The following is a 19,733-nucleotide window of genomic DNA, read 5'->3' on the forward strand; positions in this document are numbered from 1 at the left end:
AAATGAGGAATAGCGAGTTATGCGCCTAAACGGTGTACAAAGACTATTAGAAACCGGTTTAATAATTAGCACCTTTGCCGCAATATTTATATTGTGTGCGCTGGTAAGCTTTGATCCTGCTGATCCGAGTTGGTCGCAAACAGGTTATGACAATGTAAGAAACATAACTGGAGCTGCAGGTGCGTGGATCGCCGATATTTTATTGCTGACATTTGGCTGGTTAGCTTATTTTGTGCCAGCTGCACTACAAATATTTGGCTACTTATTATTTAAGCAACCTCATAGAATATTTCAACTCGACTATACAACGTTATCGCTTAGAGTGATTGGTTTTGCATTATTTATCACTTCAGCAACGGCTATCAGTAGTATTAATTTTGATGATATTTATAATTTTTCATCCGGTGGGGTAGTCGGTGATGTGATAGCTTCAGCGATGATGCCTGCATTTAACTTTACCGGTACCTCGATTTTATTATTATGTTTCTTTTTTGCTGGATTAACATTATTAACAGGCGTGTCGTGGGTGCAATGTGTCGATTTTATTGGCGATTTGATCATGCGAGGTTATCGTTTTATTGCCCATCACTTAAAAGCATGGTTACAACGCGAACGCACTGCAAATACTGAAGTTGCAATTGAACAAGACCCTGTTAATGAGCAACAGACACGTAAAGAGACACCCGCCATTCGCTTTTCAGAACCAAAAGTGGATATTGATAGTGCGGTGTCAAATCAAGACTCTCATCCTGCATTTGATGATTTGGATGACATTCTGGATCAAGAAATTAATTTTAGCGCCATTGATGATGAACCAATGGACACTGCGGCTGCCTTAAATGCGCTTGATCAAAGCCATGTTACTGAGCCTGAAAAACCAGTTACTACTGTGGTTTCGCCAGCAAGACCAATGCCAAAACCAAAGAGTACCTATCAGCCTCCACCTACCGCAAAAGAAAAGTTTGAGCAGCTACTCGAAGAAAAGCCGCCAAGTACGCCATTGCCTACGCTTGATTTGTTAGATAGACCTGATAAAGCCAAAAACCCAATTTCACCAGAAGAGCTTGAAGCTGTATCGAGGTTAGTTGAAACTAAACTCCTTGATTTTAACGTTCAAGCTACGGTTGTTGCCGTATACCCTGGACCTGTTGTAACCCGTTTTGAGCTTGATTTAGCGCCGGGTATTAAAGTTTCTAAAATTACTGGTCTTGCTAAAGATTTAGCCCGCTCGCTATCAGCGGTTAGTGTCCGAGTGGTTGAAGTTATTCCGGGTAAAACCTATGTAGGGATTGAATTACCGAATAAACACCGTGAAATAGTGCGGTTATCAGAAGTAATCGACGCACCAAAATTTGAGCAAAATCCATCGCCACTGACTATGGTCTTAGGTAAAGATATTGCCGGTGAGCCAATCTGTGCTGATTTGGGTAAAATGCCGCATTTACTGGTGGCAGGTACCACAGGTTCTGGTAAGTCAGTGGGCGTTAATGTAATGATATTAAGCTTACTGTACAAATCAGGCCCTGATGATGTGCGTATGATCATGATTGACCCGAAAATGTTGGAACTTTCTGTTTACGAAGGTATCCCACATTTACTGTGTGAAGTGGTCACCGATATGAAAGAAGCTGCCAATGCGCTGCGTTGGTGTGTAGGTGAGATGGAACGTCGTTATAAGTTAATGTCGGCGTTAGGTGTTCGTAACTTAAAAGGTTACAACCAAAAGGTATTGGATGCGAAAGAGGCGGGTTACCCGATTCTCGATCCATTATTTAAAGATACTGATGGTATGAAAGAAGGACCAGACGAGTTAGGTAAGTTACCGAGTATCGTGGTGGTGATTGACGAATTTGCTGACATGATGATGATTGTTGGTAAAAAAGTTGAAGAGCTAATTGCCCGTATTGCGCAAAAAGCCCGAGCGGCAGGTATTCATTTAATACTAGCAACACAGCGCCCATCGGTTGATGTAATTACTGGTTTAATTAAAGCGAATATCCCAACGCGAATGGCGTTTCAGGTATCAAGTAAAATTGACTCGCGTACCATCTTAGATCAACAAGGCGCAGAAAACCTGCTAGGTATGGGTGATATGCTCTATTTACCGCCGGGCACCAGCGTACCGATACGTGTACATGGCGCGTTTGTTGATGACCATGAAGTACATGCGGTGGTGAATGACTGGAAAGCACGTGCAAAACCAAATTATATAGACGAAATTTTAAATGGTGACGCCACTGAGGATATTTTATTGCCAGGCGAAGCCAGTGAAAACGCGGATGAAGAATCAGATCCGCTTTATGATGAAGCCGTGTCATTTGTTGTTGAAACAGGCAAAGTGTCAGTTTCAAGTGTGCAGCGAAAATTACGTGTTGGTTACAACCGTGCCGCACGTTTAGTTGAACAAATGGAAACATCGGGTATTGTAAGCGCACCAGGTCATAACGGTGCCCGTGATGTATTAGTGCCCAATGGTGGAGCAAATTAAATGAAACAAATTAAATATTTAGCCTTAGCAATTAGCTGTTTTTTATCAGCATCAGTATTTGCAAGTGACAGTGCAACGGATGACAGCCAAGCATTACAACATAAACTGGCCGGTTTAAAGAGTTTTCAAGCGCAATTTGCGCAGCAAGTTAATGACGACCAAGGCCAATCAATTATGCAAGGTGAAGGTACTATCGCCTTGCAACAGCCAATGATGATCCGTTGGCAACAAGCGAGCCCTGATGACACGTTATTTGTATCAAATGGCGATAAAACCTATTACTTCGACAGCTTTGCTGAGCAAGTAACGATTATGAATACTCACAGTTTGATTGATTCAACACCGTTTGTATTACTTACCTCCAAAGATCCGGCGCAATGGCAAAAGTACCAAGTACACGCCACGGATACTGGGTTCAGTGTTACACCTAATAAAGGCGTTGAAAGCCAAGTTGAACAGCTGGATATTGTGTTTGCAGCAGATAAAGTTGGCTTAGCATCATTACTGGTTAAAGACAGCTCCGGGCAATCATCTACGTTTACTTTTAGCGACACTAAAGTAAATCAAAGCCTTGCTACTTCAACCTTTGAGTTTAGTATTCCAGAAGGCGTTGAAATAGACGATCAAAGTCAAGGTGAGTAATTTAGGCTTTAATTTTGGCCCCGATGTGCGCCCACTTGCGGCGCGCATGCGACCAACCAGTTTAGATCAGTATATTGGCCAGCAACATCTATTAAGCCGAGATAAGCCTCTCTATCAAGCTATTTTAGCAGGGCGTTGCCACAGTCTTATTTTGTGGGGGCCGCCGGGCGTTGGTAAAACGACCTTAGCGCAAATTATTGCCAACCATGCCGATGCGGCGCTGATTCAAATGTCGGCGGTAACGGCAGGCATTAAAGACATTCGTGATGCGGTGAGTGAAGCGCGTACTAACCTTGAAGGTCTTGGCCAACGTACCTTACTGTTTGTTGACGAAGTACATCGTTTTAATAAATCTCAGCAAGATGCGTTTTTACCACATATAGAGGATGGTACCTTTATTTTTGTTGGTGCCACCACCGAGAATCCCTCGTTTGCACTAAACAATGCGATTTTATCGCGAGCACGAGTATATGTCCTAAAATCGCTGCAAGACACTGATTTACATCTTGTTATTGAGCGAGCGCTTGCAAGCGATGATGAACTGAAAAATAAAACGGTGGTACTTGCACAAAATGCTAAACAAGCGTTGTGCCAAGCCAGTGATGGCGATGCTCGTAAAGTGCTTAATTTACTTGAGCAGGCGATTGATTTAACCGTAGAGCAAAACGGTCAATACTTAGTTGATGAGCACGTACTCAGTCAAGTATTGCCAACGCATTTAGCCAAGTATGACAAAGGGGGTGATGAATTTTACGATTTGATCTCAGCCTTTCATAAGTCAGTTCGAGGTAGCTCCCCAGATGGTGCTTTGTATTGGTATTGTCGTATTTTAGCCGGTGGCGGCGATCCGCTGTATGTTGCAAGGCGGTTACTCGCCATCGCCACTGAAGATATTGGTAATGCTGATCCGCGTGCCATGGAAGTGGCCCTCAATGCATGGGATATATTTCAGCGAGTTGGACCAAGTGAAGGCGAGCGTGCAATTGCACAAGCTACGATTTACCTAGCTAGCGCACCGAAGAGTAATGCGGTGTACGCGGCGTTTAATCAAGCCAAGGCGGATGCGCAGAACGAGCCTAGCTATCCGGTGCCAGAGCATTTACGTAATGCACCAACTAACTTAATGAAAGACTTAGGCTATGGTGCTGAGTATCGCTATGCGCACAATGAAGAAGGCGCCTATGCTGCAGGAGAAAAGTACTTTCCAGAGCAGATAGCCGATAAGCAATATTACTTTCCAACGGATCGTGGCTTAGAACAAAAAATAAAGCAAAAGCTCGACTATTTGAAAGAGCGCGATCATCACAGTGACATAAAACGCTATGACAAGCCTTAAGATATATCTCATGATTGCCGCAGGAGGAGCCTCAGGTGCCTGTTTACGGTTTTTTATTAGTGAAACCATGCTAAAACTACTTGGTAGGGGATTCCCTTTTGGCACGTTGACGGTTAATATTCTTGGTTCATTGTTGATGGGCGTATTATACGGTTTGATAGAGCGCGAAATTATCACCGTTAGCCCCGCTAAAACCCTTATAGGGATTGGCTTTCTAGGTGCTTTGACCACCTTCTCGACATTTTCAATGGATTCGTTGTTGTTATTGCAACAAGGTCACTTTTTTAAAATGGCCCTTAATATCACCTTAAATGTGGTGGTGTGTATTTTTATGGCTTGGCTGGGCCTTCAGCTGGTAATGCAAAAAGGTTAAAAACTAACATGTTAGATTCTAAATTATTACGTCAAGATCTCGAGCAAACAGCTGCGCGTCTAGCAGCACGTGGTTACGAGCTAGATACTGCGACTGTCAGCGCACTTGAAGAAAAACGCAAAACATTACAAGTAAAAACACAAGAATTACAAAGTGAGCGTAACAGTAGCTCCAAAGCGATTGGCCAAGCTAAAGCTAAAGGCGAAGATGCACAACCATTGTTAGATGCAGTAAGCAACTTAGGCGCGCAACTTGATAGTGTTAAAGCTGAGCAAGACGCTATTTTAGAAGAGCTCAAGCAAATTTCTTTAGCTATCCCCAATTTACCTGATGAATCAGTACCAGCGGGCGCTGACGAATCTGACAACGTTGAGATTTCAACCTGGGGCGAGCCTAAAAAGTATGATTTTGCAGTAAAAGATCATGTAGACTTAGGACAAGATCTAAACGGCCTTGATTTTGAAATGGGCGTTAAAATTACCGGTTCACGCTTTACTGTAATGCGCGGCGCAATGGCCCGCATGCACCGTGCACTAGTGCAATTTATGCTAGACACGCATACAGATAAAAACGGTTATACAGAAATGTACGTACCGTATTTAGTAAACCGCGACAGTTTATACGGTACAGGCCAATTACCTAAGTTTGCAGAAGACTTATTCCATACTAAAGGTCTTGTAAATGATGACGGTGAAGAGCAAGAAGGTTTTAGCTTAATTCCTACTGCAGAAGTACCACTGACAAACAGCGCGCGTGACGAAATTTACGACGAAAAAGATTTACCAATTCGTTTAACTGCCCACACTCCGTGTTTTAGAAGTGAAGCTGGCAGTTATGGCCGTGATACTCGTGGCCTTATTCGTCAGCACCAGTTCGATAAAGTTGAGCTAGTACAGCTGGTAAAACCAGAAGATTCAATGCAAGCATTGGAAGAGCTAACAGGTCACGCAGAGCAAATATTACAAGCGCTAGAGCTACCATACCGTAAAGTAATTTTATGTATGGGTGACATGGGCTTTGGCTCAGCAAAAACCTACGATTTAGAAGTATGGTTACCAGCGCAAGATACCTACCGTGAAATCTCATCATGTTCAAACATGGTTGATTTCCAAGCGCGCCGTATGCAAGCACGTTTTCGTCGCGCGGGTGAGAAGAAGCCAGAGTTACTGCATACACTCAATGGCTCAGGCCTAGCAGTAGGACGTACTTTAGTGGCTATCTTAGAAAACTACCAACAAGCGGATGGTTCAGTAGTCGTGCCTGAAGTACTTCGTTCATATATGAACGGCCTTGAAGTAATTAAATAAGCTTTAGAGCTGTAAGCTTTAAGAAGAGAAGCCGCTGTTTGTAATGAACAGTGGCTTTTTTGTAAGTTCAATTTATAGGTGCAAGGTTAAAGGCGAGCGAAAAAGTTAGTTAACTTGAACTTTGGTTAAGAGATTTACTCAGATACTTATTAAAAGTATTAATATTATTTTTATTCTCCTAAGCTCAGGTTAGTTATCTAGGGTGATTAAAAATCATTTAAAAGAGTAACGTAAAATGCGTTTTAATACCGACGTATATTGCTTAAAAAATCCACCTGTGTTGTAAGCAATACCATGTTTTTTTAGTACGGCTTGCACCTTAGGAGCAACTTCTTGATAGCGCGATGATGGCATGTCAGGAAATAAATGGTGCTCTATTTGACAGCTCAAATGCCCCGTTAATATATGAAACCAATTAGCGCCGTTAATATTTGATGAACCTAAAACTTGGCGATAATACCACTGACCTTGAGTTTCATTTACGCAGTCTTGCTCGTTAAAGGTTTTAGTTTCTTCGGTAAAGTGACCACAAAAGATGATGGTTGATGTCCACAAATTACGAATTAAATTAGCAAGAAAATTACCAGCTAAAACCCACAAAAATAATGGACCAGCTAATAGCGGGAATAACGCGTAATCTTTAGTTAACTGGCGCGCACCTTTACTAAAAAAGCGTCGTTTTAACATCGCGTGAGACACGTCAGTTTCGCGGCTTTCTTTCTTTTTACCCATAAATACACGCTCAGCTGCCAGCTCATGGTATGACACACCCCATTGAAACAATACAGTTAAGTTTATATAGGTAATAAACTGCCATATATTTTTCAAACGCCATTTAAAGTCATTACTCAAGCGTAGCAAACCATACCCAAAGTCACGGTCTTTACCAATAATATTGGTGTAGGTATGATGCTCAAAGTTATGCACGCGGTGCCAGCTTTGGCCATCACATGCTATGTCCCATTCATAGTGTTGGGAGTTAAGTTGTTTGTCGTTCATCCAGTCGTATTGGCCATGCATGACATTGTGACCAATTTCCATATTATCAAGGATTTTAGCTAATGCGAGTAGCAATACTCCCGCAACCCATAGCAATGGTTGAATAAACCCAAGCATTAATAGAATACGTCCGCTCCATTCACATAGGCGCTGTTTACGTACAATAGAGCGAATATAGTCGGCATCTTTTTGACCCACTTTATCAAGCGTCTGCATTTTTATAGCATCTAATTCGCTTGCTAGTTGCTCATAGTTAATAGTTTTCATAATTGTAACTCCAAATCACTAACAGGTTGGCTGACACACAGTTGAATGAGCTGTTCGCCGTTATCTGATAGTTCACCAGTTTTTAAATTACGTACCACGCCAGACTTTTTAATACATTGACACTGATGACAAATTCCAATGCCACAGCCGCGTTTTACTGGCAGCTGTTTTGCTTCAAACTGTGTTAGTAGCACATCAGTATTTGTTACAACATGTGCATGGTTATTAATTTTAACATTAAGTTGGCCTGCGTTATGGGTGCTTGGCAGGGCTAAACCGAACGCTTCTTGGTTATAATTTAATGCGTGTTTTTTAGCAAAATCACTGACCGTTTGCATAAAGGTTAAAGGACCACAACAATAAACATCAGGTTTTTCTGCGAGGTTAATATGGCTGGTAATCTGATTTGATTGTTCGCGGGTTAATAATAAAAATGAAAAGTGCTTAAATCGCAGAGCCAATTCGCTAAGTTCATCAACACATTGATGTTCAGACGTTTTTGCGTAATACACTAATATGACATTGGTGGATATTTGGCCAAGATGTTCGTCAAGCATAGCGAGTATTGGCGTGATACCAGAACCTCCCGCGATAAAAGTGACTGGTGCGCCAGTGTTTTTAAATATAAATTCACCACTTGGCGCGGTGATACTACACCACGAACCAGCTTGCAGTGTTTCTTTAAGTAAACCAGTAAAGCGCCCGAGTGCATTTGTTTTAATTAGTAAGCGCACAAGCCCAGTGTTTTTAAATTGTTGAGCGCTTGAAACAATAGTAAAAACACGCGTTAATAACCGCCCATTTATTTCAACTGTTAAGCTAATATGCTGTCCAGCAATGTGAACAGGCCATTGTTTACTTGGCTTAAGTTGAATACTTAAATATTCACCCCTGTGTGATTCTGTATGGATCACTTGTGCTCTAAATTGGCCTGCACGCCATGCAGGTTTAAATACCTGCATAATTGGTTCTATATAACCTGCAAAACTTTGATGGTGTAAAAACCATTTTGAAAATTGGTCTAATGCCTGCGTAAACATCGTCATTACATCTCTTTCTAAACCGAGTGCTTATTGGCCTGTGTTTTCTTTATTTAAGGGTAAGCACTGAAATAATTACTTTAATAATTTGAGCGTACACCTGTAAGTTCAAATTTCAGCGCGCAAGTGTACCTTGAAATTTTTGATTTTCAATACGTATAGAGTAATTATTCTATTGTTTTTATTTGTAACTTACGTAAGGCACGTTAAATTGCGGAATATAAAATGATAAGCATAGAATTATTTAAAGCTTCAACTATCTGATTTTTAGTATTTATATTTCATGTGGTTATAGAGGCACTTTTAGGCTGCAAACTTATCAACCTGCAATGGTAACCAAATAATCATAATGTTAAAGCGAGCCATGAATATCTGTTGCATTCAACCTTTTTTCACCTTGTGATTATTTTTCAAAATGGTTTAATACGGCTAACCATATTCTTTTAATAAAGCTTTGGTTATTTGGACTTTTTAGGTTTACGCGACAGCAAATCACACGAGTAATTATTGAAGTTGAAAAAGACTAAGTAATTGAATAAAAATAGTAATTAGACTATGGTTGATATATTAATAATAAATAAAAACGAGCAATTCTATAGGCTCCTTTTGTATCTACAAGGATTGAGCAAGTGCCTAAGTCAGTATCAATTACAATCAGTGATGAGTTTTCCAGAATCAAATTACTAAAAAATAGAACGCCAGAAACATCTGAAGAAGAAGCAAAAAATGCATTTGCTCTTTTATCTGAATACAGAGATGGTGGAGTATACATAGCAAATTATTCAGGGTCGAGTGAGTGGGAAAGGCACCCAATAGGTGACGAGTTCGTTCAGGTTCTCGGTGGTGAAACGACCTTGATTCTTTTAGACGGGGAAATCGAGCAGCGCAATACATTATTTTCAGGTCAAATGTTGGTAATTCCAAAGGGGGTTTGGCATCGTTTTGAATCACCTAATGGCGTTAAAGTAATGACTATAACACCACAACCTACCGAACACAGTTTAGAGTTGCCAGTTGGTATGTAATGACGGTGTTATTGATGTCGAGTATTTACAATAAATCCCGAACTGTCGGTATTTCATTTGTCTTACTGCCAACTGTTTGGTGGAATAACGTGAGACCTGCCTCACAATTAACTGCTGAGACAAGGTGTGATTTATCAGCAATGTGTTTACTTGCTCCGTGAATAGTTTTGCCATCGAAGGCAATGATAGGATGGGCTGATTTAACGCGGTTTTGATTGACCCAGCTGTACATCGGCAGTAGTAATAAGTCAGTATCAACAGCTCTAAAAATCCGAGCAATACTATGTCGAGTGGGTATATCATTTTCGAAAGAGCGAAATCCCCTTAACTGATCAAGCTTACTATCACCATATACATCAATGTTTTACCAGTTTCCCCCCCCGATTTGACGGCAGTAATAATCAGAAAAAGCACATCAAATAAATTATTATGCTGATTTATATGTGAACGATTGTCTTTGACGAGCTCTAAATGTGAGAAGAGTGACATAGTAAGTTTAAGATAATGAAATTTATGTATTAGGTCATAAATAGTGTTTATTTACAAAGTGTGATCCCCGCATGACTCAATAGGTGAGTTATGCGTTAGCAGAAGGACTTGCCTCGTGAATATTTATTCATGTTTTATTAATCATATAAATGTATAATCCAATTAAGAAATTTCAAATTATATTTTGACTTTTCTTAACCGCTCACTGCATTATTGAAATAATGATTACATTTAAGAAGGAATATGAGTAGTCATGGATAACTATATCAACAATATCGTTTTAGCATCTCCTAAGCAGTTATTAGAACGCTTTCAACAAAGTAAAACTGACTATGACACAGAATTTCACATTATAGTCGCTGACAGGTACAATAATCGCTATTCTGGTTTCTTTATAAAATATGACCCTGAAATTAAAATGGTATTGCTAACTGATAAAGAGCGTGAAATTTCTTTTATTGATACAGATAGTATTGTAAATATTTCTATTTATGATTTCGCAAAGCATGAGCGCTTTTTATTAGGCCAAGAACCGATTAAACTAGTATCTCCATTTAAAGCAGATGATATTGAAACGTCTGTAACTTTAATTAAGTCTGCGCTTAATAACACTCATGGGCTTGACTTTAATTTCACTATTGATGAAGTGTCAGCTGAAAACACTGACAAAATTAAAGCTATTCTAGAAGTGCTTGGTGATACTCTTATGGCTGTTGCTAATGATGACTTCAGTAAAGAATATATTAGTCAAATAACCGATTTTTATATTAAAAATGAGCCAAGAGATGGCGTTCGCTTTAAAAAAACGAATTCTACAATTTTGGTGAGATTCAATTTTGAAGGTGAGCTTCCGGCTGAACTTCAAACAAAAATTGAAAACGGAATAAACAACGTATTCTGATTTATTCAAATTTTTATATGTACTTTTCAACTCAAAATAAGGAATGATAATGGGACTTAAAGAGAAAAAAGCAGCAAGAGATTTCCAAGAAAACAACCTAGAAGATCTAAAGAAAAAAGTTTTTGATGCTGCAAAATTTGAATTTGAAATAGAAATTGATTGGGATAGTTTGTCAGTTGATAATTATGCTCATCTTTATAGTCAGACTTGGACTCAAATTTACTTCGAGCCAATGATTATTGCGTTCAGCAAAATGTGTGCTGATAACTTTTCTCAAGAAGCAATTCAAGACGATTTGAAAAAAGTTGTTATTCAAAATATTGGTGATATCAGCAATGCCAATAAATACTCTTCATACAGCAATGGCGTGTTGACATTAAACCATTCATCAATTGCCAATGCAGAAAACCAAATTGAAGATCGCGCAAAAGCTCTACAAGATACTGTAGAAAATGCTCTTTAATTAAAATTAAGCCATGTGCATAATGATTTATTAGTTTATGTGCATGGTTTTTTTAGCTAAAACACCTCAGTAAATATATTCCCATCAAATTACCCGTGCATTTTATGATGCTATAGTCTGTTCTTAGAACACAAAGGTTGTTTAACTATTTGCATAGGAAACGGCGATAAAATATGGCGATATTTTAAATCTATTAATCTTGTAATGGTCAAAATATTAGAAGCTTTGAAAGCTGAAAATACTAATTGATATGGTTTTCTGTAATTTTCGATCCAAAGCTGAATAGGCGAATAATTTTTGATGATTATAATGAAGTATTTTATATGTTGTGGTTCATTAGAAATACCTTTAATTAGTGCAGATTTAATGGCCTCTGCAGAGCTTTCAAGTACTGACATTATGTTCCTGCTATGGGATAGATAACGATCGGAATATACAAAAACAAGAGAACAGAACAGGTATTTCTTTTTCCTTCACCTGCATATTCACCCCAGTAAAATACAATAATCCTCATTTCCAATGCGGTGACAACTAAAATGATATGGAAAAATATATTTTTTCCCGCATTAAATCAGTTAAAGAAAAACCTTGTCATCTCAACAGCACACTGATTGAATAATCTGCTTACTTTGGCGTTATCAGCAGCAATTTTGCATCTTTTCCATCGGTTAACACCGCGATATTACCCTCGGTTGTAACAAATACATCCCGCAAACGTCCAGTTACCTCTGGTAAAACATGAGTCTGGGTAAATTCACCATTCGCTAAATTAACGCTGTAGAGCTTTTTATCGACCAGCGTAGTGATTAGCACATGCTGTTGTAGTGAGGGAAAAGCTAAATGCTTTGAGCCATAATAAGCCATGCCAGAAGGGGCGATTGAGGGCGTCCAATCAACCGTTGGTTTAGCCATTCCAGGGTATTCTCTAAACGGTGAAATACGTGCTTGTGAGTAATCATCTCCGTTGGTGATCACCGGCCAGCCGTAATTGGTGCTTGGGGTTAAATAGTTTAGTTCGTCGCCGCCTGCGGGGCCGTGTTCGTGGCTAACAATTTGCTGTGTATCGTAATCATAAACCAAGCCTTGCAAGTTACGGTGCCCGAGTGAGTACACAGCATGAGCTGCAGGATTTTTGTGATTAATAAATGGGTTATCGTTTGGTATCGTGCCGTTTAAGTTTATGCGTAATGTTTTGCCAAGTTGACTGGTCATAACCTGTGCTTGCTCACGGTAGTCAAAGCCATCGCCACTTGAAAACAATAAGGTATTATCGGGTAGGACAAGAGCGCGGCCAGAGTAATGCTGCGGTGTGTCTTTATCTGTGGCAACTTTATAAATAATTTTTGGCGTTGAAAATTGCGCACCATCAAACGTAGCTTTGGCAATAACGAGCCTATTTGCATCAAGCTCACCTTGAGCGTAAGTGAATATAATTTCTTTTGATTCACTGTAATTTGGCGAAAGCACTATATCGAGTAGGCCGCCTTGGCCTGCAACGTATAAGCCCTCGAAATCTAGTTTAACTCGGGTTTGTTGGTTGTTTTTAATGATAACAATATGACCATCACGTTCCGTGACAAACCAGGTATTGCTTGGGAGTTTAACCATGCTCCACGGTGAATTGAGTCCCGTTGCTAAGGTATCAGCAGTGTATTGCTGTTTTGGTAGCTCTGCACTGGCGTTACAAGAAAACGCTAAAAGCGAGAGTAGAGTAATACAACGTAGAGATTGTTTACCCTGCAAGCCTTTGCTACTGTAAGAAAAAAGTTTCATTTTAAGTTGAGATAACCATGTCGTTTTTAACACGTATACTCCCTTCATTTTTAGTTTCTTGGTTACTTACATTTACACTCGCTAGCTTGTTTCATAGTCAATACGTTGTCAATCAATTAGTTAATGTGGGTGTTGTGGTGGGCTTTAATGACCGTGTTAACTTAACCCTTGAAGATTGGCTCGGCTTGCTACCGACCTATGGCGCTATTATTGCTATTGCACTTGCCATCGCGTTTTCGGTTACCTGGCTTATTGCTAAAAAAGTTAAAAAACAAGGTGCGCAATTATTTGTAATTGCGGGTATTGTGGCGTTTGCTACGGCTTTAATTGCTATTGAGTCAATTATGAATATTACTATTATAGCGGGCGCAAGAGGCTGGGGTTTTTATATGCAGCTGCTTGCAGGGGCTGTAGGGGGTTATGTTTTTGCTAAGTTGAGCAATGGTTGTCATAGTAAAAATGAACTCATCTAGTTTTACACAGAGATAATCATTAAGGTTTTTAATTATTCCTTAAGATTTGATGCACAGCGGATGCAATGCTATAGAAATAACCTGAGGCCTCACCTTTGTAGCTTTTCAATTAATTGAGGCTTGAACTTGTTGGTTGGTATTGTCCTTGTTGCATAAAATCTTCTAAAAACCATGCAGCAAATTCATGTCGGCCTTCTACATCGGCTTTGCTGTAAATATCGGACGCTTGTTGGCGTACGGTTTTTTCTTTTGTGTTTCTTAGTGCGCTTATTTCTTTAAAGCTTAAGCCTTTAAGTAATAACATCGCGACTTCTTGCTCACTGCGAGTCAATGTCCATTGTGAAAATTGGGTTTGAATAACACCACTGTATTCATGACGCGCATCCATCATTGCCTGTGATATGTTTTTAAGTTCTTTTTTTGAATGCACTAATTCTTGTTTCAGCGCATTAATATTGGCAGTACGCGCACGAATATCGCTAATTAAGTAAATAGCACAGGCTGCAGAAATGACAACGATTAAGCCCTCAGAAAAAATATGCCACTGCGGCACGCCTAAATGTATATCCGTTAGTACATCAAAAAAGTTTAGCACCATTATTATTAACAAGGTGGCTGCTATTAACTTGTCTCTCATTAAAACCTCTATTATCAATGCCTTATAAATACAATGGACAAATGTACCATAGCGTAATTTTCGCTATTTTTGGGTACGTTAAGGCGTTTGCCTGATGATTTAACCGTCTAAAAAAGTCATGGTTGATTCTATAAAATTAATCAAATGTGAACAAACGAAATGCTGTTAAATTTTACAAAAAAAATGCGTCATTTTTTGCGTATTCAATATACGTTATTTTTCTTCTTTACGGTGGCTTTATTAACATTTAATCCTGTGTTTGCTTCGCAAAATTTAGCACCTGTAGGGCTTTCGTCACTCAGTGGTTTTGATGTTGAATTTGCGCCGATTCAAAAAACAGAGTTTATTAACGGGCAAAGTTTAATTGGTGAAGTCAATTTCAAACCCGGGGTCAATTATACGGTGCTGTTTGCGTTTGATGTACAGCAGGTTCGTTACTTATACCCTAACGGCAGCATGGTAGAAAAGGGCGCCACTATCGCAAGCGTTGAGGGCTGTGATGTTCACCATTTTTTAGATGTCTATCAATCAGCAAAAGATATGCTCGCTATTGCTAAAAGCCATTACGACATAAACCAACAGCACTTAAAAAACAAAATAATAAGAAGCTCTGAATGGGTTGAAATCACAAAAAGCTATTTTGAAGCCAAGCTAAATTTTGAACATATGCAACATCAAATGGCATTTTTAAACATTGATGACAGTGAAAACGTGACCTTAGTGAGTCCAAAAACGGGCATTTTAAAACTCACCAATGAGTCGGGAAACCGTATGATGGGTGACACCGCGTTTGATATTATCGATGCAAGTAGTATTCGCGTTAAGATTAAAGTCCCTCTTAGTTTTTCCAACACGTTAGCGCATTTCAAGCTGTCACAAAGTTGCAGCTTAAATATTGAGAGCTATGACAGTATTGCAGATAAATACCATCAAATTGTGTGGGCGTCACCAAGTTCGAATGAATGCCAGCTGACACTGGGGCAAACTATCAAAGTCACACCGGTAAATAAATTAACGGGCTTTAAAATAGCAAAGTCAGCGGTGTTTGAATTTGAAGATGTTAATTACATTGCTTTAAAGTCTGGCGATAACCTTGAGTTACTGCCGATTGAGCTCAAGGGTACACAAGGCAAAGACTATGTATTTACTGCCAATAAAAACCTAGATGATCAGCAGGTACTAATAAGCTCGGTAAGTGCGCTACAAGGTATGTTGCTTCACTTAGGGAGAGAATAAATGTTAAACCAGCTTATTAAGTTTTCACTTACTCAGCGTTTGTTTGTTAGTATTTTTGTTATTGTTGCTATGGCCATTGGTGCTAAATCTTGGTTAAGTATTCCGGTGGATGCTTTTCCAGAAATATCGCCCACCCAAGTTAAAATAGTTTACAAATTACCCGGCATGAACGCCCTTGAAATAGAATCGCAAGTAACACGGGTGATTGAAACCGAATTACTGGGTATTCCGTCACAGCAAATGCTGCGCTCTACCACTAAGTATTCTATTACCGATATTACCATTGACTTTGAAGAGGGCACCGACATTTATTGGGCCCGTCAGCAAGTTAATGAGCGTTTATTAAATATTTTACCCACCTTGCCCAGTAATATTAGTGGCGGCATGGCGCCAATGAGCACGCCTTTGAGCGAGGTGTTCATGTTTACCATAGAAAGTACTCACTTATCGCTGATTGAAAAAAGAGAGCTTTTAGATTGGCAAATTCGTCCATTATTGCGCACTGTAACCGGCGTTGCTGATGTGAATAGCCTTGGCGGCTTTTCAAAAACCTATGAAATACTTCCCAATACTTTATTGATGCAACAGCATCAAGTCAGCTTTGATGAAATGAAGTTGGCAATCACGCAAACGAATCAAAACGGTGGCATAGGGCGCTTAGAAAAAGGCAACGACACCTTAATTTTGCGCACTGAGGGAAAATACACCGATATAACCGCCATTGAAAATACCGTGATTAAGTCCACTCAAAATAAGGTTATTAGGTTAAGTGATATTGCCACGGTACACGTTGGCAGTTTAACCCGTTATGGCGCAGTCACTAAAAACAGTGAAGAGGCGGTACAAGGGCTTATAATTGCGCTTAAAAATAGTAATACAGCGCAAGTTGTTGCAGATGTAAAAGATAAACTTCGCACCATTGAAGCGTCATTACCGCAAGGCACAAAAATTAATGTGTTTTACGACCGTTCTAACTTAATAAATACCGCAATTAGCACCATTACCAGCGCACTAGGCCAAGCGATTATTTTAGTGATAGTGCTACTTGCCTTGTTTTTAGGTGATATTCGCTCTTCATTGGTGGTGTCTTTGTCTTTACCTATGTCGGCATTGCTGACATTTATAATGATGAAGCAGTTTGATTTATCGGCTAATTTAATGAGTTTAGGTGGCTTAGTGATTGCCATTGGTATGCTGGTGGACTCATCGGTAGTTATTGTTGAAAACATAGTGAATCGGTTGGCTAATAATCAGCACCTCCCTCGGCTGCATGTTATTTATCGCGCCTGTAAAGAAGTCGCGGCGCCAGTGTTCTCAGGCACAATCATTATAATTATCGTGTTTTCACCGCTATTAATGCTAACAGGGTTAGAAGGCAAGTTATTTACCCCAGTGGCGCTCACTATCGTGTTTGCCATGCTTAGTGCGCTGTTGTTGTCGTTAACGGTTATTCCAATTTTAGCCTCATTGTTATTAAAAAATGAACCCGTAACCCAGCCTAAAATGGTCACATTATTACAAGGTTTTTATACTAAAACACTTGCCCGTGCAATTAAAAAGCCGGTGGCAATAAGTGTTATATCAGTTGCTGTTTTAGTGCTCAGTGGGGTGTTATTTCAGGGGCTTGGTAAAAGCTTTATGCCCGTTTTAGATGAAGGCGACATTATTGTGCAACTGGAAAAATCGCCGAGTATTTCCTTGCAAGCCTCGCTGGATATCGATAAACAAATTGAAGCCACACTGTTAAAAAACACCCCAGAAATCGTACAAATTGTTGCCCGTACCGGCTCCGATGAACTCGGGCTTGATCCTATGGGGTTAAACGAAACCGATGTATTTATGGAATTAGCGCCAAAAGATACGTGGCGTTTTGACTCCAAAGTGCTGCTAATCGAGGATATTCGACAAACACTTGCGCAATTTCCAGGAGTAAATATTGGCTTTACTCAGCCAATACAAATGCGGGTATCAGAAATGCTCACCGGTGGCACCGGTGATATTTCGATTAAAGTATTCGGTAATGACATTGCGACACTTGCCTCATTAGCTGAAAAAGTCACTGCACTTGCCACTAATATTGACGGCGCAAGTGATGTGCAAATGGCGCTTATTGAAGGGGGTAAATACGTAAATATTAAACTTATTCCTGAGGTTGCCAGTCAGTTTGGTTTAACCACCGAAGGATTAAGCGATTATTTAAAGTCGCAATTAGAAGGCCTACAGGTATCGGCACTGCAAGAAGGAAACCGCGTGATCCCTATTGTGTTTAATTCACAAAAAGGCGAAAGCGCAGCACACTTTGAGTTGTCGTCAATGAGCGCATTAAAGCAAAAGCTAATTTTAATGCCCGACAACAGCCTACTACCACTTGAAGAGGTGGCTAATATTAGCTTTAAAACGGGGCCATTGTTAATAGAGCGAGAAAAAGCAAAGCGCTTTGCTTCTGTAAGCGTTAATGTGGATAACCGCGATGTGGTTAGTTATGTAAATGAACTGGAAGCTAAAATTAATAGCAGCATAAAGTTACCCAGTGGTTTTACCTTGTCGTTTGGTGGCGAATTTGAAAGCCAGCAACGTGCAACACAAAACTTGCTGGTGCTTATTCCTGTGGCATTAATACTGATTTTCATTATTTTATTTACCACGTTTAAATCCTTATCTAAATCAACGCTGATAATTGCTAATATTCCGTTTGCATTAATGGGAGGAGTGATTGCCCTATTTATTAGTAATGAATACCTCTCGGTGCCTGCATCGGTTGGTTTTGTTGCTTTACTTGGCGTAGCGGTACTCAATGGTATTGTGATGATCAGCTACTTTGAGCAAATGAAAATGTTTTCTGCCAATGTAACGCAGCGCATTTTAGATGGCGCAAGCAGACGCCTTCGCCCAGTGTTAATGACAGCCACAACCGCCATGTTTGGTTTACTGCCACTGGTATTTGCCACCGGCCCTGGCGCTGAGATTCAAAAACCATTGGCAATTGTGGTTATTGGCGGGTTAATTACCTCAACAATTACAACACTTTATTTATTACCTATCTTTTATGGTTGGTTGGAGAAAAAACATGGCTGAACAGTTACTTTTTACCCTAAATGTACCCACATACATAAAAGATGACGTGGTTGATATATTAATTGGCATAGACTGCATTACCGGCTTTAACTTAAAAAACATTGAAGGCTACAGTAAAGAGCACAGTGAATTTGATATTGCCGAGCAAGTAGAAGGGCATCGCAGTTTTTATCAGTTTGAGGTGCATATATTATTAGCGCAGCTGCAAACAATTAAAACGGCATTAAGCCCTGTGTGCCAATACACCCCATTAAAATATTGGGTTACGCCTATTGTTGAAAGCGGGCACCTTAGATAGTGTAGTTAGAATTATAGGCTGTTGCTTCGAGCAGCCTCTTTTTATAACTAAATACAAAATAGCTAAAAAGAGGTCACAATATTGCTATAAGTTAATATTGTTCGAAAAAGTTATTAGTGTAGATCTAGCAACTATACTATGCCATTGCTAAAGCGCTATTTAGCAATGCTGGCTTTTTCATTCGTGCTTAGGCTTGGTTCGCAATATGCGTTATCTACAGGCTCTAGAGTTACTTTACCTCCAGCATTTACTACTACACATTGCGTATTTTTATCTAGTTTGTGCTTTTGAATAACAGTAAAGTCACCTTCGTTAGCTGCGTATAAGTTGTACTGGTATGCGGTATTTCCGCCTTCAAACAGGGCAGTAAATAAGCCCCCGACGAGGCCGCCAATAATTGCGCCGCCTACCATTTCTTCAGTATTACCATCTAGGTTGTCAACGAAGCCGAAGCCTGCGCCTGCTGCGATGCCTGTACCTACCTCAGATGATAGCGTTACTTGCTGCATTGACCCTACAGTAGCGTAATAGCGTTTAACCATTTGATTTTGATCATTACGGTCAATGCCTTGTGATGCACAGCCGGAAAGTAATAAAAAGATCAGTAAGCTTTTTTTCATGAGATGATTCCATTTATGTTCATGTCGATAAGTTATTATCATAGCGGTCAAAATTGAAAAAATATGTGTGGGCTTTGTGTGTTGTTGTTTTAAGTTGTAAGAAAGTGTGGGTAACCTTGTTTGCGACATAGATAAGTTAATGCGTTGTTTAGGCGAGAATTCAATAATACTTTTGCTGGTATGGTTTTATTTTTATTTATGAAGAGCGGGATAGTTTTAGCAAATTAATTGAGTAGGTATGTACTTTATTACGACACACAATAGCAAACTCATGCTTGCTATTGTGTGTTG

The 19,733-nt window shown here is 39.7% G+C and carries 18 protein-coding genes and 1 pseudogene; 12 read left to right on the top strand and 7 right to left on the bottom strand.

The features are described 5' to 3' along the window. Positions 1-19: 19 nt before the first annotated feature. The 5 genes from H5200_RS17785 to serS are packed head-to-tail and all read left to right on the top strand — an operon-like array spanning position 20 to position 6,146. On the top strand, positions 20-2,488 hold the full coding sequence (locus H5200_RS17785) for a DNA translocase FtsK (RefSeq protein WP_182740749.1): 2,469 nt from the start codon (positions 20-22) through the stop codon (positions 2,486-2,488). Then, positions 2,489-3,130, top strand: a complete 642-nt coding sequence (gene lolA, locus H5200_RS17790; protein ID WP_145242218.1) for an outer membrane lipoprotein chaperone LolA — start codon at positions 2,489-2,491, stop codon at positions 3,128-3,130. Continuing rightward, a complete protein-coding gene (locus tag H5200_RS17795; RefSeq protein WP_182719386.1) occupies positions 3,123-4,466 on the top strand; it encodes a replication-associated recombination protein A in 1,344 nt (447 codons plus the stop codon). Before lolA ends, H5200_RS17795 begins: the two co-directional genes overlap by 8 nt. A gap of 10 nt (positions 4,467-4,476) precedes the next feature. Then, a complete protein-coding gene (gene crcB, locus H5200_RS17800) occupies positions 4,477-4,839 on the top strand; it encodes a fluoride efflux transporter CrcB (RefSeq protein WP_392352509.1) in 363 nt (120 codons plus the stop codon). 8 nt (positions 4,840-4,847) lie between these two features. Continuing rightward, positions 4,848-6,146 (top strand): serine--tRNA ligase, encoded by a 1,299-nt coding sequence (gene serS / locus H5200_RS17805; RefSeq protein WP_145242225.1) that lies wholly within the window; start codon positions 4,848-4,850, stop codon positions 6,144-6,146. Positions 6,147-6,359: 213 nt separating this feature from the next. On the opposite strand, the gene H5200_RS17810 is transcribed toward serS, so the two are convergent. Further along, entirely contained in the window at positions 6,360-7,412 is a 1,053-nt protein-coding gene (locus H5200_RS17810; protein WP_182762040.1) for an acyl-CoA desaturase, read from the bottom strand. Next, on the bottom strand, positions 7,409-8,452 hold the full coding sequence (locus tag H5200_RS17815) for a flavin reductase family protein (RefSeq protein WP_182762058.1): 1,044 nt from the start codon (positions 8,450-8,452) through the stop codon (positions 7,409-7,411). The genes H5200_RS17810 and H5200_RS17815 overlap by 4 nt, the downstream gene beginning before the upstream one ends. 629 nt (positions 8,453-9,081) lie before the next feature. Here H5200_RS17815 and H5200_RS24370 point away from each other — a divergent pair. Next, entirely contained in the window at positions 9,082-9,477 is a 396-nt protein-coding gene (locus H5200_RS24370) for a cupin domain-containing protein (RefSeq protein WP_182762042.1), read from the top strand. 28 nt (positions 9,478-9,505) lie between these two features. On the opposite strand, the pseudogene H5200_RS17825 reads toward H5200_RS24370, so the two are convergent. Then, a pseudogene (locus H5200_RS17825) lies at positions 9,506-9,966 on the bottom strand (ISAs1 family transposase); the annotation flags it as partial. A 253-nt stretch (positions 9,967-10,219) separates the two neighbouring features. Between H5200_RS17825 and H5200_RS17830 the strand changes: the two are divergent. Both H5200_RS17830 and H5200_RS17835 read left to right on the top strand, forming a co-directional pair. Then, the gene (locus H5200_RS17830) at positions 10,220-10,867 is read left to right on the top strand and encodes a hypothetical protein (protein WP_182719384.1); all 648 of its coding nucleotides are present in this window, start codon (positions 10,220-10,222) and stop codon (positions 10,865-10,867) included. A gap of 49 nt (positions 10,868-10,916) precedes the next feature. After that, positions 10,917-11,330 carry a hypothetical protein gene (locus tag H5200_RS17835; protein ID WP_182762044.1) on the top strand — a complete coding sequence of 138 codons (414 nt, stop codon included), beginning with the start codon at positions 10,917-10,919 and terminating at the stop codon, positions 11,328-11,330. Positions 11,331-11,440: 110 nt separating this feature from the next. Here the strand turns inward: H5200_RS17835 and H5200_RS17840 are convergent, their stop codons facing one another. After that, positions 11,441-11,728 (bottom strand): hypothetical protein, encoded by a 288-nt coding sequence (locus tag H5200_RS17840; protein WP_182762046.1) that lies wholly within the window; start codon positions 11,726-11,728, stop codon positions 11,441-11,443. A 226-nt stretch (positions 11,729-11,954) separates the two neighbouring features. Then, entirely contained in the window at positions 11,955-13,136 is a 1,182-nt protein-coding gene (locus H5200_RS17845) for a PQQ-dependent sugar dehydrogenase (protein WP_182719382.1), read from the bottom strand. On the opposite strand from H5200_RS17845, the gene H5200_RS17850 reads away from it, so the two are divergent. Next, a complete protein-coding gene (locus H5200_RS17850; RefSeq protein ID WP_182762048.1) occupies positions 13,121-13,576 on the top strand; it encodes a hypothetical protein in 456 nt (151 codons plus the stop codon). The genes H5200_RS17845 and H5200_RS17850 overlap by 16 nt on opposite strands. A gap of 109 nt (positions 13,577-13,685) precedes the next feature. Here H5200_RS17850 and H5200_RS17855 read toward each other — a convergent pair whose 3' ends face one another. Next, complete coding sequence (locus H5200_RS17855) at positions 13,686-14,213, bottom strand: helix-turn-helix transcriptional regulator (RefSeq protein ID WP_182762050.1); 528 nt, start codon at positions 14,211-14,213, stop codon at positions 13,686-13,688. A gap of 183 nt (positions 14,214-14,396) precedes the next feature. On the opposite strand from H5200_RS17855, the gene H5200_RS17860 reads away from it, so the two are divergent. The 3 genes from H5200_RS17860 to H5200_RS17870 are packed head-to-tail and all read left to right on the top strand — an operon-like array spanning position 14,397 to position 18,822. Further along, the gene (locus tag H5200_RS17860; protein ID WP_259399232.1) at positions 14,397-15,449 is read left to right on the top strand and encodes a hypothetical protein; all 1,053 of its coding nucleotides are present in this window, start codon (positions 14,397-14,399) and stop codon (positions 15,447-15,449) included. Beyond that, positions 15,450-18,524 (top strand): efflux RND transporter permease subunit, encoded by a 3,075-nt coding sequence (locus H5200_RS17865; RefSeq protein WP_182762054.1) that lies wholly within the window; start codon positions 15,450-15,452, stop codon positions 18,522-18,524. It abuts the gene before it with no gap. Next, positions 18,517-18,822 carry a DUF3240 family protein gene (locus tag H5200_RS17870; protein ID WP_182762056.1) on the top strand — a complete coding sequence of 102 codons (306 nt, stop codon included), beginning with the start codon at positions 18,517-18,519 and terminating at the stop codon, positions 18,820-18,822. The genes H5200_RS17865 and H5200_RS17870 overlap by 8 nt, the downstream gene beginning before the upstream one ends. 155 nt (positions 18,823-18,977) lie before the next feature. Here H5200_RS17870 and H5200_RS17875 read toward each other — a convergent pair whose 3' ends face one another. Then, entirely contained in the window at positions 18,978-19,442 is a 465-nt protein-coding gene (locus H5200_RS17875) for a hypothetical protein (protein WP_182719378.1), read from the bottom strand. Between the last annotated feature and the right edge of the window lie 291 nt (positions 19,443-19,733).

The organism is Pseudoalteromonas sp. SG43-7 (assembly GCF_014164295.1).
GTDB classification, from domain to species: Bacteria; Pseudomonadota; Gammaproteobacteria; order Enterobacterales; family Alteromonadaceae; genus Pseudoalteromonas; species Pseudoalteromonas rhizosphaerae.